The organism is Komagataeibacter oboediens (assembly GCF_018491655.1).
In the GTDB taxonomy this organism is placed as follows: domain Bacteria; phylum Pseudomonadota; class Alphaproteobacteria; order Acetobacterales; family Acetobacteraceae; genus Komagataeibacter; species Komagataeibacter oboediens.
In genome coordinates this window covers 46630-63764 of the sequence record NZ_JABLUU010000007.1, presented here as the reverse complement: position 1 = coordinate 63764, position 17135 = coordinate 46630, and the positions used below count along the sequence as shown (strand labels likewise).

At 64.7% G+C, this 17135-nt stretch carries 17 protein-coding genes; 8 read left to right on the top strand and 9 right to left on the bottom strand.

From position 1 onward, the window contains the following. Genes ccmE through HNO79_RS08060 form a run of 3 tightly spaced genes read right to left on the bottom strand, consistent with a single transcriptional unit; the run spans nucleotide 1 to nucleotide 1474 of the window. A complete protein-coding gene (ccmE, locus tag HNO79_RS08070) occupies nucleotides 1-531 on the bottom strand; it encodes a cytochrome c maturation protein CcmE (RefSeq protein ID WP_010513119.1) in 531 nt (176 codons plus the stop codon). After that, the gene (gene ccmD / locus HNO79_RS08065) at nucleotides 528-674 is read right to left on the bottom strand and encodes a heme exporter protein CcmD (protein WP_010513118.1); all 147 of its coding nucleotides are present in this window, start codon (nucleotides 672-674) and stop codon (nucleotides 528-530) included. The genes ccmE and ccmD overlap by 4 nt, the downstream gene beginning before the upstream one ends. Further along, nucleotides 671-1474, bottom strand: a complete 804-nt coding sequence (locus HNO79_RS08060) for a heme ABC transporter permease (protein WP_048856424.1) — start codon at nucleotides 1472-1474, stop codon at nucleotides 671-673. The genes ccmD and HNO79_RS08060 overlap by 4 nt, the downstream gene beginning before the upstream one ends. Nucleotides 1475-1650: 176 nt before the next feature. Between HNO79_RS08060 and HNO79_RS08055 the strand changes: the two genes are divergently transcribed. The 3 genes from HNO79_RS08055 to HNO79_RS08045 all read left to right on the top strand — a co-directional run bounded on the left by HNO79_RS08055 (nucleotide 1651) and on the right by HNO79_RS08045 (nucleotide 3401). Further along, a complete protein-coding gene (locus HNO79_RS08055) occupies nucleotides 1651-1944 on the top strand; it encodes a YciI family protein (RefSeq protein WP_010513116.1) in 294 nt (97 codons plus the stop codon). Nucleotides 1945-1954: 10 nt separating this feature from the next. Beyond that, nucleotides 1955-2368 carry an EVE domain-containing protein gene (locus HNO79_RS08050; RefSeq protein WP_048856423.1) on the top strand — a complete coding sequence of 138 codons (414 nt, stop codon included), beginning with the start codon at nucleotides 1955-1957 and terminating at the stop codon, nucleotides 2366-2368. Nucleotides 2369-2549: 181 nt separating this feature from the next. Further along, entirely contained in the window at nucleotides 2550-3401 is an 852-nt protein-coding gene (locus HNO79_RS08045; RefSeq protein WP_010513113.1) for an EcsC family protein, read from the top strand. 60 nt (nucleotides 3402-3461) lie between these two features. On the opposite strand, the gene HNO79_RS08040 is transcribed toward HNO79_RS08045, so the two are convergent. Together HNO79_RS08040 and HNO79_RS08035 are read right to left on the bottom strand one after the other, a co-directional pair. Next, the gene (locus tag HNO79_RS08040; protein ID WP_010513112.1) at nucleotides 3462-3650 is read right to left on the bottom strand and encodes a hypothetical protein; all 189 of its coding nucleotides are present in this window, start codon (nucleotides 3648-3650) and stop codon (nucleotides 3462-3464) included. Between the two features lie 31 nt (nucleotides 3651-3681). Continuing rightward, complete coding sequence (locus tag HNO79_RS08035) at nucleotides 3682-4656, bottom strand: 2-hydroxyacid dehydrogenase (RefSeq protein ID WP_010513111.1); 975 nt, start codon at nucleotides 4654-4656, stop codon at nucleotides 3682-3684. 83 nt (nucleotides 4657-4739) lie between these two features. On the opposite strand from HNO79_RS08035, the gene aat reads away from it, so the two are divergent. From aat to HNO79_RS08015, 4 genes are all read left to right on the top strand, one after another. Next, complete coding sequence (aat, locus tag HNO79_RS08030) at nucleotides 4740-5399, top strand: leucyl/phenylalanyl-tRNA--protein transferase (protein WP_214165169.1); 660 nt, start codon at nucleotides 4740-4742, stop codon at nucleotides 5397-5399. Nucleotides 5400-5466: 67 nt separating this feature from the next. After that, entirely contained in the window at nucleotides 5467-6159 is a 693-nt protein-coding gene (locus HNO79_RS08025) for a hypothetical protein (RefSeq protein WP_010513109.1), read from the top strand. 41 nt (nucleotides 6160-6200) lie between these two features. Next, a complete protein-coding gene (locus HNO79_RS08020) occupies nucleotides 6201-6809 on the top strand; it encodes a DUF4412 domain-containing protein (protein WP_048856421.1) in 609 nt (202 codons plus the stop codon). Nucleotides 6810-6946: 137 nt separating this feature from the next. Next, nucleotides 6947-7249, top strand: coding sequence for a hypothetical protein (locus HNO79_RS08015; RefSeq protein WP_048856420.1), 303 nt, complete (start codon nucleotides 6947-6949; stop codon nucleotides 7247-7249). Between the two features lies 1 nt (nucleotide 7250). Here the strand turns inward: HNO79_RS08015 and HNO79_RS08010 are convergent, their stop codons facing one another. After that, nucleotides 7251-7757, bottom strand: a complete 507-nt coding sequence (locus HNO79_RS08010; RefSeq protein ID WP_214165170.1) for a peroxiredoxin — start codon at nucleotides 7755-7757, stop codon at nucleotides 7251-7253. 124 nt (nucleotides 7758-7881) lie between these two features. Then, complete coding sequence (locus HNO79_RS08005; RefSeq protein WP_214165171.1) at nucleotides 7882-10896, bottom strand: bifunctional [glutamine synthetase] adenylyltransferase/[glutamine synthetase]-adenylyl-L-tyrosine phosphorylase; 3015 nt, start codon at nucleotides 10894-10896, stop codon at nucleotides 7882-7884. 65 nt (nucleotides 10897-10961) lie between these two features. Between HNO79_RS08005 and HNO79_RS08000 the strand changes: the two genes are divergently transcribed. Further along, entirely contained in the window at nucleotides 10962-14291 is a 3330-nt protein-coding gene (locus HNO79_RS08000) for an AsmA-like C-terminal region-containing protein (protein ID WP_214165172.1), read from the top strand. A 113-nt stretch (nucleotides 14292-14404) separates the two neighbouring features. Here the strand turns inward: HNO79_RS08000 and HNO79_RS07995 are convergent, their stop codons facing one another. Both HNO79_RS07995 and HNO79_RS07990 read right to left on the bottom strand, forming a co-directional pair. Continuing rightward, nucleotides 14405-15706 carry an MFS transporter gene (locus tag HNO79_RS07995; RefSeq protein ID WP_181418175.1) on the bottom strand — a complete coding sequence of 434 codons (1302 nt, stop codon included), beginning with the start codon at nucleotides 15704-15706 and terminating at the stop codon, nucleotides 14405-14407. A 63-nt stretch (nucleotides 15707-15769) separates the two neighbouring features. Next, nucleotides 15770-17134: a dicarboxylate/amino acid:cation symporter gene (locus tag HNO79_RS07990; protein WP_200409648.1), complete on the bottom strand. Its 1365-nt coding sequence runs from the start codon at nucleotides 17132-17134 to the stop codon at nucleotides 15770-15772. Between the last annotated feature and the right edge of the window lies 1 nt (nucleotide 17135).

Sequence of the window (17135 nt, the reverse complement as noted above, 5' to 3'; positions counted from 1 at the left end):
TCAGTTTCCGTCAGGTGTCGGGGTGGCCGGTTTTTTCGGGTCGGACGCCGTCATGGTGTTCCAGCTTGCCGCGTCGGGGGCCTTGCCGAAACGGGGGTCCCACTTGCCGCTGCGGCGTAATTCTTCGGCCACTTCCTTGGGCATGTAGGTTTCGTCATGCTTGGCCAGTACCTCGCTGGCGCGGAAAGTGCCGTCGGGGCTGACGGTGCCCACGGCAACCACGCTCTGCCCCTCGCGGAACAGGTCGGGCAGGATGCCTTCATACCGCACGGTCACGGCGGCCTGCCCGTCGGTCACGTCGAATATGGCGACAGGCGAATCCTTTACCTTTTCACGGCGCACGCTGCCAGCCACGACCATGCCGCCAAGGCGGATGGTGCGGTCAGCCGGCGGCGGCTTGGCCTGGACCTGCGACGGGGCCATGAAAAAGACGATATTGGATGAAAAGGCGTTAAGGGTGAGGGCGGCAGCGGACCCAAGTCCAATCATGCATGCCACCACCAGCCACAGGCGTCGGCTCTTGCGGGTCATGACGGCTGGCGTGTCCGGGGCTGTTCAATGGCGGACAGGCGCCTGCGCGCCCTGCGCAGGCGGACGGCGGCATTGACGGACAGGACCGTCGCAACGCCAAGCGTCAGGCCATAGGCGGCCAGGATATAGGGCAGATGGGTCATACGGCGGCACTGTCAGGCTGGGGTGCGGGACTGGTGGACTGGCGGCCACGGCTGGCGGCCAGGATCGTGCGGATACGGCTTTCCATGACCGATGCGCGCAGGCGGGCCAGCACGATCGCGCCAAACCCCAGCGTAAAGCCCAGTGTGGTCAGGCCCAGCGGCCACAGCATGGAGGTGGACATGGTCGGTGCCCCCGTAACCGTGATGCTGTCGGGCTGGTGCAGGGTGTTCCACCACTGTACGCTGAACTTGATGATCGGCAGGTCGACCGCGCCCGCCAGCCCCAGTATGGCGGCGGCGCGGTAGCCACGCTGTGGTTCATCGAACGCACGGATCAGCGCGATATGGCCCAGATACAGGAAAAACAGCACCAGAACGGATGTCAGGCGGGCATCCCATACCCACCACGTGCCCCACATCGGCTTGCCCCACAGCGAACCGGTGGCAAGGCAGACCGCGGTGATGGCGGCACCCACCGGCCCGATTTCCACCGCAGCCAGATCCGCCAGCGGGTGCCGCCAGACCAGTGACAGCAGCGAACACACCGCCAGCCCCATGTAACCGGACGAGGCCAGCCACGCGGTCGGCACATGCACGTACATAATGCGCACGCTGTCACCCTGCTGCCAGTCGGCGGGGGAGAAGAACAGTCCCCATATGATTCCGGCGGCGGACAGCACCAGCGCGGGCCATGTCAGCCATGGCTGCAGCTTCGCCCCCATGCGCAGGAAACGGCCGGGATTGGCGTAACGGTGAAAAAGGTTACCGGTTCGTGCGGTAAGGCTCTGCGTTGCGTTCAAGGTTGATCCATCCGTGCCCGGGGCACCTGTCCCTGCGATGAAAACGGTCAAGAAATTCGTGGCATCCCCCCGGTGTGGGTGGGGGCTTGCGTTTTCCTGCTCTACACTATCGCGTTAAAAAAGACACGGCCAGTCCTGTCCCATCATGGTACGGTCGGCCCGCAGGAGGAGAAAACATGCTGTTTGCGATCATTTGTACCGACAAGCCCGCCAGTCTTGAAACCCGCAAGGCAACACGCGAACGTCACCTGGCCTATCTGGAACGGTGGAAGCGCCACATTGTTCATGGCGGTCCGCTGCTGGACGCGGAAAACCGCCCCTGTGGCAGCCTGCTGGTGGTGGATGTGGCTGACCGTGCTGCGGCGGAAGGATTCGCGGTGGAAGACCCGTACGCAAAGGTTGACCTGTTCGAGAGCGTGGTGATCCGTCCGTTCCGTTCAGTTTTTCGTGATGGGCTTCGGGTGGAGTAAAAAAACGGTCATGGCGTACTGGCTGATCAAGTCCGAACCGGATGCCTTTTCATGGTCCGAGCAGGTGAAAAACGGCATTGAACCGTGGACCGGCGTGCGCAACCACCAGGCGAAGAAAAACCTCGCGGCCATGAAGGTGGGGGACCGGGCGTTTTTCTATCACTCCAACGTGGGCCGGGAGATCGTGGGCGTGGTCGAGGTGGCGCGGGACGCCTATCCCGATCCTACGGCGGCGGATGGCAAATGGGTCTGTGTTGACGTGCGTGCCATCGGTCCCATGCCGCAACCGGTCACGCTGGCGGCAATGAAGGCCGACCCGGACCTTGCGGATCTGGCGCTGATCCGGCAGTCGCGGCTGTCTGTCGTGCCGGTTTCGGATGCGCACTGGCGCCATCTGTGCCGGATGGGCGGCTGGAACAGCTAGGCCCCATGCCACGTTTCATGGCTGTGGGCATGGTGATGCACGTTGCAAGAACCGCATCATGGTGCTGAAACGGTGGGAACTGCCGCATGGGTGTTGCGGGCGGTTGCCCGTGCCCGGCCATCATGGCCGGGCAGGGCGCACCAGTCCGTAAGGTACGGAAGATCAGGCGAAGGGCATTGTAATGAGTGCAGGTTCCTCAAACGAACTGGCGCCGCTGACGCTGGACAGCGCGTGTATCACTGAACTCCAGCAGGCGCTGGAACGGGTCGAGTCAGGGCGCGGCGTGCTGGTGCGCCTTGCTGACCTTATGGGCGGGGCCGTGGGGCAGGCGGCCATGCTGGGCATGCGCACGCTGGGTCTGGCCCCGGCGCTGCAGGCACGGCTGCAGGCGACAGCGGAAACCGCCATCCGCCGCGCCTTTGACCTGGCGGTTGTGGGCATGGACCGCCCCCGTGACGTATCGGCCACCCCTGATGACGGGGCGGCCTGGCGTGACCCGGCGCTGAAGGCCGCCGTTACGGTGTCGGGGGCCGTGGGTGGCTTTACCGGCCTGCCCGGGCTTATGGCGGATGTCAGTTTCACCACCCTGACCATCATGCGTGAAATCGCCCGCATCGCACGCGAACAGGGTGAAGACCTGTCACAGGAGGAGGCGCGCGCCGCCTGTCTGGAAGTGTTCGCGCTGCGTGCCTTCCCCTTTGGCGCGTCAAAGGGACAGGGGCAGGGAGAAGATAACGAACTGGGCTATTTCTCCGCCCGCGCCATGCTGCGTGGTCGCCCGGTCGTCATGCTGGTCAGTGAGGTCGCGACCCATTACGGGCTGGGCCTGTCACGTAAATTCGCGTTGCAGATGATGCCGGTGGCCGGTGCGTTGTGCGGGGCATCGCTGAATGTCGCGTTCCTGTCGCATTACCGCGCGGTGGCGCAGGCGCATTTCACCATCCGTCGGCTGGAACGTGAATACGGGCCCGAAGTCCGTCGTACCGCGATTGACCTGAAGGCCCATGCGGCCGCGCAGATGCGCGAAAGCTGATTGAGGGGAACGGGACTTCCGGTGCCGCCTTTTTTTGAAAAGGCCACACCGGAAGCGCCTTTATGATCTGTCCGGTACGCCGGGCGCGGGGTTCGGGTGGGCGCGCAGTTCGATGATCGCAGCCACCAGCGCGAACAGCGCGTAAAACCCCAGCAGCGTATCCAGTATTCCGTGGTAACGGGGGACAAGATACTGCAGCAGCAGCGTGATCAGCGCAAATACCACAAAAACGCCGGGCAGTCCGATCATGACCCTGTCCTTTTCCGCTGTCGCGTCGCCATCAGGCGCGGACCGGCGTCAGCGCGTCGCGGCCATTCAGCACCGCAACAACGTTGTCCACCGCCAGCATGCCCATGTCGGTGCGTGTTTCCACCGTCGCACTGCCCACATGGGGGGTCAGGAAGACGTTGGGCAGCTCAAGGAAGCGCGGGTCGGGATTGGGTTCGTTGCGGTAGACATCCAGCCCGGCGGCAGCAAGCTGGCCGCTGCGCAGGGCATCGATCAGCGCATCTTCATCCACCAGCGCCCCACGCGCCGCATTGATGAAAATCGCCCCGCGTGGCAGGCGTGACAGCAGGTCCGCATTGATCATGCCATCGGTTTCCGGGCTTGCTGGCATGTGCAGGCTCAGGATGTCGCAATGCGGCAGCATGTCGGTCACGGTGCTGAAATAGGTCGCCCCGGCTTCCTGGTCCGCAGGCAGGCGGCGGCGGTTGGAATACATCACGTCCATGTCGAAGCCGCGCGCACGCCTGGCCACGGCCCGGCCAATGCGGCCCATGCCGACAATCCCGAGCCGCTTGCCACTTATGCGCGTGCCCAGCAGTTCGTCCATGGCCAGCGACCGGCCCCAGCCTTCGCGCATCAGCGCGCCATACTCACTCGCCCGTCGTGCCGCCGCCAGCATCAGCAGGATGGCCATGTCCGCATTGCATTCAGTCAGCACGTCGGGCGTGTTGGTCACCACGATGCCACGCGCATGCAGGGCGGGAATGTCCAGATGGTCCGTGCCGACGCTTACGGTGGCCACGACCTTCACACTGTCGGGCAGCAGCAGCACGTCATCACCACGCAGCGGAAGGCCGGTGGAAATCAGGATGGCCTGTGGCTGGAACGCACGTGCCGTATCCAGCAGTTCGCGCGTTGTCAGTTGACGTTCCGGCACGGCGGGTATGTTAAAATCCTGTTCAATGCGCTGCATGACCGGTGCGGTCTGGCGCTGGGTCAGTAACAGGCGGGGACGGGTATCGGACATATGGGGTGGTTTCTCCTGCCAAACGGGGGCATGCGATGGGACGTTATGCCCATGAAAGCATGCGGAAGGGTTATCCTAAGAACATGACGGGTCAAGAGACGGTTCCCATTACGCCGGAACTTATGCTGCGTGCCTACATGGCGGGGCTGTTTCCCATGGCGCCCGACGCCAGGTCGGATGAACTGGAATGGTTCTGTCCCGAAATGCGCGGTATCCTGCCGCTGGACGGGTTTCATGTCAGCCGCAGGCTCATGCGCACGGTGCTGTCGGCGCGCTTTGCCGTGGTGGTAGATCAGGATTTCCCCGCCGTCATGGATGGCTGCGCGGAACCGGCACCGGGGCGGGAGACGACATGGATCAGCCCACGCATCCGCACCCTGTTCTGCCAGCTGCATGACATGGGGTACGCCCACAGCGTGGAGGTGCGCCACGACGGCAGGCTGGTCGGCGGTCTGTATGGCGTGGCGATCGGGGCGGCGTTCTTTGGCGAAAGCATGTTCAGCCGCATGCGCGATGCATCCAAGGTCGCACTTGTCCATCTTGTCGCGCGCCTGCGGCTGGGGGGATACAGCGTTCTGGATACGCAGTTCGGTACCGATCACCTGGCCAGCTTTGGCGGGGTGGAAATCCCGGCGCGCGACTACATGCGCCAGCTTGGCCATGCGGTGCGTGAACAGGCGACATGGATTGGAAATGATCGCGTAACGGAACTGGAGGCCGCCATCCGTACCCTGCGTTCGTGATGCGGGGCGGGCGGTTGACATGACCGGCCATGCAGGGTTCCGTCGTGGCAGATGAGCAAGGGGAAACATGATGAAGCATGGAACGGCCCGCCCGCGATGGCAGTGGACAAGGGCGGGTGCGCTGCGGCTGGGCATGACGGCGGTGGCCATGGGAATTGCGTCCGGCCATGACATTTCCCCCGCGCGGGCGGAGGACCCGGGCAGCATTCATCCCCCGCTGACCCCCACCCGGGACGTGCAGGTGGACTATAACGTGCAGCCCGACGGCGTGCCCGAACCCAAGGCCGTGCGCACATGGTTCGCCTATAACGGTGGCCTGATGCGAATCGACAGCCCACAGGGCATGGGGGAGACGATCCTCAACCGCATGAGCCGCCAGGTCACGATCATCATCAACCCGCAGAAGGTGTACAGCCAGCTTGATGCCCGTTATGGCATCCGCAATCCCTTCCTGCTCGACCTGTCCATGACCTTCGTGCGCAAGGGTGGCTCCACCGTGGCTGGCGTGGCCTGCACGCAGTGGGACGTCACGACGGATCAGGGCAGTGCCACGGCCTGCGTGACCGATGATGGCGTGGTGCTGCAGGAAATCGGCGTGGATGGCGACGGGCTGAAGGGCAGGCTGGAGGCGACGAAGGTGGTGTACGGCCCCATTCCCGACAGCATGTTCCAGCCGCCGGAGGGATACCGCAAGATCGATCCGCCGCCACCGCCCGGCACGCCGCCTGCCCGCAAGGATGCGGACAGGAAGGGCGGCTGATGCCGTTTGACCCAGTACGAATTTTTCAAGGATTACAGGAAGTGACACGATATGCGCATGGCGGCCGCCGGACGGTAGTGGCGGCCTGTCTGCTGGTGGCGGGAATGGCAGGCGCAGGCCATGCCTCCGCCGCCGATCCCGATCCCCAGAGCCCCTATGTCACCCCGCAGGTCGATGTGGATGTGACCTACACCATCTATCCCCCCCATGACACGAGCGAGGTCATGAGCCAGCGCATGCGCTGGTCCGCCAGCCGCATGATGCAGCGCGTGGACCCGGCCAATGCCAGCACCTACATGATTACCGACTATCATGCCGGGACCCTGACGGTGGTGAATCCGGGCCAGAAGATAAAGACGGTCATCCCGGCGCCGGGTGCCGCCAATGTGCAGATGGGCCAGCGCGCGCAGGGCACATGGCTGCGCACGGGTGTGTCAAAGGTTGCGGGAATACCCTGTGCCCTGTGGCAGACGCAGGACACCGACCAGCGTTCAAGCGAGATCTGCTACACCGATGACGGCGTGATGATGGAGGTCATCCGTGATGGCAAGGTGATGGTCGAAGCATCATCGGTTACGCGCACGCCACAGGATGAAAGCGTGTTTGCCGTCCCGTCGGGGCTGAAGGAACTGCACGCGGCCCATCCCTGAACCGGGGACCGCTGCGGTACGCTTTATGGCACGAAAAGGGCAGAACCTGCCCGTAAATCGCCATCACGGTGCTGTTTACATGACCCCGGCGGGAGGCTTCATCCCGCCAGATCAGGACCAGTAACGGGAACAGGTTGATGAAGAAGACAGGACGTATCGCAGCAGGGCTTCTGATTCTTGCAGGGCTTGCGGTCGCCGCCCCGCAGGCACAGGCCCACGGGCGTGGTGGTGGCGATGCGTTTGTCGGCGGGCTAGTTGGTGGCCTTGTCGGCGGTGCCGTGGCGGGCGCCATGGTTGATGCCTACGGGCCGCCGCCCCCTCCGCCGCCGCCGATGTATTACCGCCCGGCGCCGCCCATGGCCTATTATGCACCGCCGCCTCCGCCGCCGCCCGTGGTGGTCTATGGCCCCTATGGCGGGCCGGGCCGGCCGTATTACTGATCTAGCCGCCGGTAGCCGCCTGTAGCGTCAAGGTAGCAATGGCCTTGCGCACGGCGGCGACGTGGTTCGTGACCTTGACCTTGCGCCATGCCTGGACCAGGTGCCCGGTGGCATCGACCAGGAAGGTCGCGCGTTCAATGCCCATGTATTTGCGGCCGTACATGGATTTTTCCACCCATACGCCATAGGCCTCGGTCACCGTGCCGTCACTGTCGGACGCAAGCGGGAAGGTCAGGCCATGGTCGGCTGCGAATTTTTCGATCGCGGGCATGTCATCGCGTGAAACCCCGATGACGGTTACGCCGTCTTTATGCAGGTCCGCCAATGCGGCCTGGAATTCACATGCTTCCTTCGTGCAGCCCGAGGTATTGGCCTTGGGATAGAAATACAGGACGAACGGATGTCCCTGCAGTGCATGCAGGCTGACCGCGCGGCCGTGGCTTGCGGGCATGCTGAAATCGGGAACGGCGCTGCCGGGTTCGGGAAAGGGGGGTGTCGTGTCGTTCATGACCTGCCTCGCTGATCTGGCTGCATGCGCCGCCCCCATCGGGGGGACGCATGCAGTCGTGGAATGGGGGCGATCATGCACCGCCCTGTCCCGTTCGGGAACCGTCGCCATGCGCGCCGCGCGCTTATGTGTCCGTGGTGGGCGGAAACAGCCGGTCGAATACTTTGCGTACGTCAGCGGCCATGCGGTCCATGCGCGCAAGCAGCCTGTCCGCGTCCGCCACCCGGAATTCACCCGTCAGGATTTCAAGGCTGGCGGCGGGAATGGTATCGGGTATCTCACTGCCGCAAATGATGCGGATCAGCCCCTGCAGCGCCCGCCAGAACAGGTCGGCGCGCCGCAGCAGGCGTGCATCGGCCAGGGCGATTTCCCCCCCCTGCGCCAGCCGCAGCAGGGCCAGGCGGGTGGATTGGCGGCGGTTGGCGGGATCAGTTGTCAGCAGTTGCAGCCCCTGGGCCACGAATTCCACATCCATAAGTCCGCCGCGACGGCGCTTGATGTCCCACGGGCTGGTGGCGGGGCGTTCACGGGCAAGGCGTTCGCGCATGTGGCGCACGTCATGGATGATCTGGTCGCGTTCCTGCGCAGTGCGGGCGCCGTGGCCCAGTGCCGTGGCAATGGCCGCGCGCAGTTCGCCATTCAGCCGCGGCGGTCCCGCGACGACGCGTGCGCGCGTCAGGGCCATGCGTTCCCAGGTCCATGCGGATTCCGCGTGATAGCGGCGGAAGGCGGACAGCGAGACGGCAACCGGCCCCTTGGACCCCGACGGACGCAGCCGCATGTCCACCTCGTACAGTGGTCCCTCGCGCCCCGGTGCGGTCAGTGCTGCGACAAAGGCATGCGCCAGCCGGACATAATACGTGCCGGCCGCCAGCGGGCGAGGGGGCAGGCCATCGGCAGGTGTTGTGGCGGGGATGACGCTTTCCCCCGCATCGGCGGGGTGATCGAACACCAGCATGAGGTCAAGGTCCGATCCCGGCATCATTTCACACGATCCGGCCTTGCCCAGTGCGACCACCGACATGGACCCGCCGGGCACCGTGCCATGGCGGCGCCTGTGTTCGGCGCTGACCACGCGCAACAGGCCCCGTATCACCGTTTCCGCCATGGCCGTGCGCGCACGGGCGGCGCGTTCCTCGCTCATGCGGTGTTCAAGGCGTGCGACCGACAGGCGGAATTCCTCGCCACAGACAAGGCCGCGCAGCACCGGCAGCACCTGTTCGGCCGACTGCGCACCTGCAATATGCCGCCGCACCAGCGCCGTGGCAGTGCCCAGCGCGCCGGGGCCGCCATCCATGTCCAGCAACCCGTCCAGCGCGGAGGGCGTCTGCGCCAGATGGTCCGCCAGGAATGGCGCGCAGTCCAGCACCGTGACGATGCGGTGGATCAGCGCGGGATTGCGTTCCAGAAGCGACAGGAACTGCACCCCCGCCCACTGGCGTTCCAGCAGCGCGTCAAACCGTCGCAGCACGGTCAGCGGCTGCCGGCGCTTGCCTATTTCCGTCATGATGGCGGGCAGCAGCCGACGCAGCAGCTTGCGCGCCCGGTCCGAGCGCAGCGCGCGCAGGCGGTTGCCCTCCCACCGGTTCAGGATGACCAGGGCGTCGCTTATGTCGGCTGCGGGAAAACCGTGCTCGAGCAGCCGGTCGGCGGCATCGGCATCTTCAGGGGCGATGGTGATGTCCTGCGCGTCATTTTCGGCAAACTGCAGATCGAAGGTGCGGCGCGAACGCTGCATGACCGACAGCATGCCACAGGCCAGATCCCCTGCACCCGATGCCAGCATGAACGTCGCAAAGCGCGCGAATCCGTCACGTGTGTCCGGCAGGGTATGGGTCTGGTGGTCCATGCGCATCTGCAGCCGGTGTTCGGCCTGTCGCAGCATGCGGTAATTGCGGGCCAGTATTGCGGACTGCTCACGTTCCAGCAGACCCGCGCGGCGCAGCCTGCGCAATGCGCCCAGCGTGGTGGGGTCACGCAGTTCGGGCCGCCTGCCGCCCCATACCAGCTGCAGCGCCTGGGCCACGAATTCCACTTCCCGTATGCCGCCCTGTCCCAGCTTGACGTTCTGTCCCAGCAGCCAGCCCGTGGCCGCGTCCGGATCGCGGATGAATTCGGGCGGCAGGCTGCCCAGGTTGGCATGTCCCGCGTTACGATGGCGGTCGATCCGTGCTTTCATGTCGTGCAGATCGTCAATTACCGCGAAATCCAGATGGCGGCGCCATACGAACGGATGAATGCTTTTGAGAAAACGGCGCCCCGCCGTGATGTCTCCCGCGACGGGCCGCGCCTTTGTCATGGCCGCGCGTTCCCATGTCCGGCCCATGCTTTCGTAATACTGGATGGCGGCGGGAAAGGACACGGCGGCAGGGGTGGCGGACGGGTCCGGGCGCAGCCGCAGGTCCATGCGGAAAACGTAACCATTTGCATCACGCGCTTCCATAAGCGTGACAAGATCGCTAGTCATGCGCACAAAGGTATGCCGCAGTTCCCCATTGCCGGGGTGACGGTCCGGGTCATACAGGATGATCAGGTCTATGTCCGAGGAGTAGTTCAGTTCCCGCGCGCCCAGCTTCCCCATTGCCAGAACCACGAAGCCGCTGCCCCGGCACGGGGTTTCGGGGTTACGCAGGCGCAGTCGCCCGGTGTCATGTGCATGCAGCAGCAGATGTCTGACCGCGGCGCCCAGTGCATTCTCGGCCAGCTGGCTCAGCGCGAGGGTGACCTGCTCCAGCGTCCATGCGCCGCCGATATCGGCCAGCGCAATGGCCAGCGCCGCCTGCCGTTTGGCAACGCGCAATGCAGCCATGACCTCCGCGCGGGCGGTTTCGGGCGGCAGGGCCTCCAGATCCGACAGGATGCGCCGCACGCACGCATCCGCCCCATCGCTCAGCAGGTCGGCAAAGGCCATCGTGTCGCGCAGCGCCAGATCGGACAGGTAGGGGCTGTTTCCCCCGATGGCATCCAGCAGCGGCCCCAGTCCGGGTATCGCCGCAATGTCGGGCAGCCCTGCGCGCGCGCAGGCATCCGTCAGGTTTTCACGCAGGATACGGGCCGCGCGCGTATCGGCCGCGTGGGGCCATGTGCAGCCATGCCACGATGGATGCGGCACGAGGGGGGGGAAGGCAGGCTGGTCCATGGCGAACGGTCCGGTAAGAAGCTGAAAAGTCACGCGGCCTTGCGTGATGGCATAGCGTGGGCGGCATGACGGAAGCAGGTCAACCCTCTCCCGCCCCGGACCCTGTGTCCAGTCCCGGCCGCGTGCGCCGCGCGGTGATGGCGGCCGGGCGCGTGGTGATCTGGCTGGTGCTGCTGTGCATTACACTGCCTGCCGTGCTGCTGCTGGGGCTGACGGTGCGGCTGTCCGCCGGGCCGCTGGATGTAACGCCGGTGGTCAGCCTGCTCATGCCGCTGCCGGTTGCCCATGGGCTGCGGCATCAGGACATCATCGGCTCCCTGTCCGCCGGGCATGTGCGCATGGGGTGGAACGCCGTGCATGAAGGCCTGCGCGCGCCTCTGGTCATATGGGTGGAGGATGTGCGGATCCAGCGCCGTGACGGGCAGGTTGCCGATACCCTGCGCCGGGGGCGGCTGACACTGGACAGTCCGGCGCTGTTTCATGGCAGCGTGCGGATACTTGAACTTTCCGCCTCACATGGGCGGCTGAAACTTGCGCGTAACAGCCAGGGCAAATTCGGTCTCGACCTTGGGCCTGACACGCCATACCCCTCGACCAAACCCGAAGAACCGGCCCCCGTGGACCTGACGGCGCTGCGGCAGGCGGTCATATCCGATACCCATGTCAATTTTGCCGATCGCATGACCGGGCGCACATGGCGGCTGGGTGAAGCCGATGCGCGGCTGAAGGTCGTGACCGAGTCCGGGCAGAAGGGCATTACGGGTGATGTCCGCCTCGGGCTGGAGGGCAATGGCGAACGGCTGGTGGTGCATGGCACGGGCGATCGCGTCGGGCCGGGGCAGGTGAACTGGACCCTGCAGCTTGACCCGATCAGCCCCGCAGCCTTTGCGCCGGGACAGAAGGAGGTCGAACCGCTGGGCCTGCCGGTGGGGGGGCAACTGCAGGTCGCCTTCCGTAATGGCGGGCGGGATATGCCTTTCCTCATGCCGCGTGATTTCACGCTGCACCTGAACGCGGGCAACGGGAAGGTCACGACACGCAAGGCCGGGCAGTTCCTTGTGGGTGAAGGGGAGGCCGACCTGGTGGGCGCGCTGGGGCCGGGGCCAGGCAATGCACCGTTTGATGGTCCGCTGCATGTCATGCTGAAGCGGCTGGAACTGCACCTGCGCGCGCCGGGCCATGCGACCGATGATGGCAGCGGTCCCACGCTGGATGCTACGGCGGACCTGAAATCGGCATCCTTGCTGCATCCGAAGGCAGTGGCGCTGAATGTCGCGGCGCGTGCGCGGTCTCTGGATTTTGCGACGCTGGGCGATTTCTGGCCCCCCCGCGCCATGAAGGGTGCGCGTCGGTGGGTGACGCAGAACATTCCTGAAGGACACGTGCAGGAACTGCAGGTGAATATGGGACTGTCCAGCCACAGGGGCTGGGACGGGCTGGACCTCGTCTCGCTGGGGGGGACGATTGACGCCGACCATATGGAACTGCACTGGCTGCGTCCCATCCCGCCCATGCATGACATGGATGCCCATCTGACATTCGATGGCCCGGATGAAATCATGATCCGCTTCGGCCATGCCTATCAGCTGGTGGACCTTGCGAACCGCCATGTGGACGCCACCGGGACAGGCCGGATCGAGGTCGGACCGGGTTCGATGCGGATTACGGGCCTGAATGAAAAGGTGCAGCTGGGGGACATCAACGTCACCCTGCTGGGGAATGCGCGCGATGTGCTGGCGCTGCTGGCCGAACCGCGGCTGAATGTGCTGTCGCGCCATCCCATGTCCTTCACCCACCCCGAAGGGCGGGCCAATGTGTCGCTGCATATCGCGCTGCCGCTGGATGCGCATGTGCGGCTGGACCAGATCGACCTGCGCAGCCATACCGATCTGGGGCGGGTCCATCTGGGCAATGTGGTGGTGGGGCGGCCGCTGGATAATGGCAACCTGGGGATCGACGCCACGATCAACGGCCTGCTGCTGCAGGGGACCGGGGTGCTGGCGGGCATTCCCTCAAGCGTGATCTATACCATGGATTTCCGCAGCGGGCCGATGGTCCATGCGGTGGAAAGCGCCAGCCTGCAGGGACATGTCACGCCGGAAGGGGTGCGGCGTGCCGGTTTCGAGATGGGCGAGCATTTTTCCGGCAGCGCCCAGCTGGATGTGGATTACGACCGTTACGTGGGCGGCAGGGCGCAGGTGGATATCGACCTTGACCTTGACCGTGCGGCGCTGGCCATCCCCATCTGGTCCAAGAAGGTGGGGCAGGAGGCGAATGCCTCCGTCGAACTGGACCTGGACCATGGCCAGATTTCCAGCATCGAAAACATCCGTGCCGTCGGGCCTGACCTGCTGATCGATGGCCATGCCGAAACCGCATCAGGCGTCGCGCGCCGCCTGATCCTGCGCGGGTTCCATGTTGGCCGGTCCATGGGCAATGCATCGGTGACGCTGCCGGTGCGTGACAGTGACCCGATCGGGGTGAATGTGGCGGCAAAGGTGCTGGACCTGTCGCCGCTGGTTTCATTCCAGACCGCCAGGGATGATACCGCATCCGCCAAGGTGGCCAGCCAGCAGGGCAGCAGTGGCTATCATGTTCCCGAAATGGCCAGTGGCCGCGTCAAGGGGCCGCCGGGGCGCAGATGGGACCTGAATGTGGATGCCCGCACCCTGTATTACAGCCCGAAAGATACGCTGACGAATGTGCATAGCCATCTGGAAACCAATGGCGTGCGCCTGACGCGCGGCGTCATGACGGTGGAAGGACCGGTCGCCGCCGAGGCACACCTGACCCCGCAGGGTAATACGCGTGTGCTGGACGTGCATGTGGCCAGCCTTGGCACACTGCTGCAGGACATGAAGGTGACCGATGAAATGCAGGGCGGCGTGACCGACATTACCGGCAGCTTTGATGACAGTGTCGCGACCGCTCCCTTCTCGGGCAAGGTGCATATGGGGCCGTTCGTGCTGCGCAACGTGCCGGCGGTCGTGCGCATGGCCAACAATGCCTCGATCTACGGCTGGCTGCGTGCGCCGCATGCGCCCAGCTTTCAGGTTGAACAACTGGATGCGCCCGTCACGCTGGATGAAGGCAATATCCATATTGCCGACGGGCTGGTCAGCAATGCCTCCCTCGGGGCCACGGTGTCAGGTGACGTGAACCTCGAGAAGAAGACACTCAACCTCGATGGCACCATCATCCCCGCCTTTGCCGTGAACGCGGCGCCGGGGCACCTGCCCGGGCTGCTGGGCTGGCTGTTCAGCCCTGAAAAGAATGGTGGCGTCGTGTCCGCCACGTATCAGGTCACGGGGCCGATGGATAACCCGGCGGTGCACGTGAACCCGTACGCCATGCTACTCCCCGGTTTCCTGCGCAACCTCATGCATGTTCACTGAGGGTGCGGACCCGCCTGTAAAACAGCGGGAAGTTCTGGGTGAAGAATTTTTTCAAAAAGCTTTGAAAGAACACCGCCTTTTTGGAAAAAGGCGGCAGTCTAAATTTTTGTTTTTTAGCGTTCCTGCGTGATGCGGTCATGACCGGGCAGCACGAACAGCACGGTCAGCAGCGAACAGGCGATGCATCCGGTTACGTACCAGTAAAACAGCCCTTCATGCCCGATCTGCTTGAACCACAGGGCCACGTATTCCGCCGTGCCACCAAAGATCGAGACGGTCAGCGCATAGGGTAGCGCCACCCCCAGCGCACGGATACGGGTGGGAAACAGTTCCGCCTTGACCACCGCGTTGATGGACGTATAGCCCGAAATCCCGATCAGGGCCGCCGTCACCAGGCCAAACGCCGCCAGTGGCGACTGCACGCAGGACAGCGCCTGCATGAGCGGGACGGTCGCAAGACAGCCGATAACACCAAAGGACAGCAGCAGCCGCCTGCGGCCCACCCGGTCCGACAGTGCGCCAAAGGCGGGCTGGACCATGGCGAACACGACCAGCGACGCGGTGGACACCAGCGTGGACTGCTCCCTGCTCAGCCCGGACGTGTTGACCAGATATTTCTGCATGTAGATGGTGAACGTATAGAACGCGACCGTGCCCCCCAGCGTCAGGCCGCACACGCCCAGTACCTCGCGCGGGTGGCGCAGCAGTACGCGCAGGCCGCCATGGGCGGCGGGGTCATGGCTGGCTGCATTGAACTGTTCGCTTTCGGCCATGCCGCGCCGGAACCACAGGATGGACAGCGCCAGCAGCGCGCCGATACAGAATGGAACGCGCCAGCCCCATGCCCCAAGCTGCGCGGGTGTAAGCAGGACGAACTGCAGGATCAGCAGCACCACAAGTGCCAGAAGCTGGCCCATGACCAGCGTGACATACTGGAAACTGGCATAAAACCCGCGTTGCGCGGGTGGTGCGATTTCTGACAGGTACGTGGCGCTGGCCCCGTATTCGCCCCCCAGGCTCAGCCCCTGCAGCAGGCGTGCCAGCAGCAGGACGCAGGGCGCCGCAAGGCCAATGCGGTCATATGTCGGGCAGGCGGCAATAGCCAGCGAGCCGGCGCACATGGCAACGATGGAAACGCTCAGCGCCGCGCGTCGCCCGTGCCGGTCCGCCATAAGCCCCATGAGCCACCCGCCCACCGGCCGCATGAGGAAACCGATGGCGAACACCGCCGCACTGCGCAGGAGTTCCGTCGTCTGGTTGCCCTTGGGAAAGAAGTCATGGGCAAAATACATGGAAAATGCCGCATAGACGTACCAATCGTAATATTCGATCAGATTTCCGGATGAACCCGCAATAATGCTTCGTATTCTCTGCGCGGTGGTCAGCGCGCCGGTCTGGATCGTGAAAACAGGCATGATGGGCAACCTATGGATGCGAAAGGAGCGTCAGGGAAAGGAAAGGCGTATGCCGCGCGTGACCTAGCGGGACGGGCGGTCGGGCAGGGCGGTCGTGCCGGCGATGATGGGGGTGTCAGCATCTTCATCGCTGATGCGGCCCGACAGGGCAGCATCCAGACGGTCGGTATCCAGCGCGCCTTCCCACCGGGCCAGCACGATGGTGGCTACCGCGTTGCCGATGATATTGGTCAGCGACCGGCATTCCGACATGAAACGGTCAATGCCCAGGATCAGCCCCATGCCTGCCACCGGTACGTCAGGCACCACCGCCAGCGTCGCGGCAAGGGTGACGAAGCCCGCCCCCGTGACCCCCGCTGCACCCTTGGAACTGATCATGGCGACCAGGAGCAGGCTGATCTGCTGCCCCAGCCCCAGATGCACGTCCGTCGCCTGCGCGATGAACAGCGCCGACAGCGACATGTAGATGTTGGTGCCGTCAAGGTTGAAGGAATAGCCCATCGGCACCACCAGTCCCACGACAGAGGGCGCGCAGCCGGCGTTTTCCATCCGGGTCATGAGGCTGGGCAACGCCGATTCAGACGAACTGGTGCCCAGCACGATCAGCAGTTCCTCACGCAGATAGGCCAGCAACGGCAGGATGCGGAAGCCGTTCCACCGCGCGACCGCCCCCAGCACCACCACCACGAACAGCGCGGACGTGGCATAGAACGTCGCCACCAGGAAGGCGAGGTGCAGCACGGACCCGATGCCAAACCGCCCGATGGTGAACGCCATGGCCCCCAGCGCGCCGATGGGGGCTGCATACATGACCAGCCGCACCACCCCGAACACCAGTTGCGTCAGCTGCTTGAGCAGCGTCAGGATGGCCTGTCCCTTCGCCCCCATGTGCGACAGGCTGATGCTGAACAGGATGGCGATCAGCAGCACCTGCAGGATGTCACCGGACACAAAGGCGCTGACTACCGTGTCGGGAATGATGTTGAGCAGGAAGTCACTGAACGAATGGGCCTGCGCACGCGCGGTATAGGCGGCCACCGCATGGGTATCCAGCGTCGCGGGGTCAGCGTGGATATGCGCGCCCGGCTGTACGATGTTGGCCATGACCATGCCCACCACCAGCGCCAGCGAGGAAAAGGTGAGGAAATACACCATCGCCTTGCCTGCCAGCCGCCCCGCCTGCCCCAGGTCAGACAGGCTGGCGACACCCGTTACCACCGTCAGGAAGATGACCGGCGGGATCACCATCTTGACCAGCCGGATGAACCCGTCACCCAGCGGCTTCAGCGTCACGGCCGCGTGCGGGCAGGCATAGCCCAGCACGATGCCCGCCACGACCGCGATGACAACCTGTGCATACAGGCTGCGAAACAGGGATCCGCGCCGCGCCGGTCGGGCTTGCGGGCAGGTCGGCGTTTCCTCGGGCATG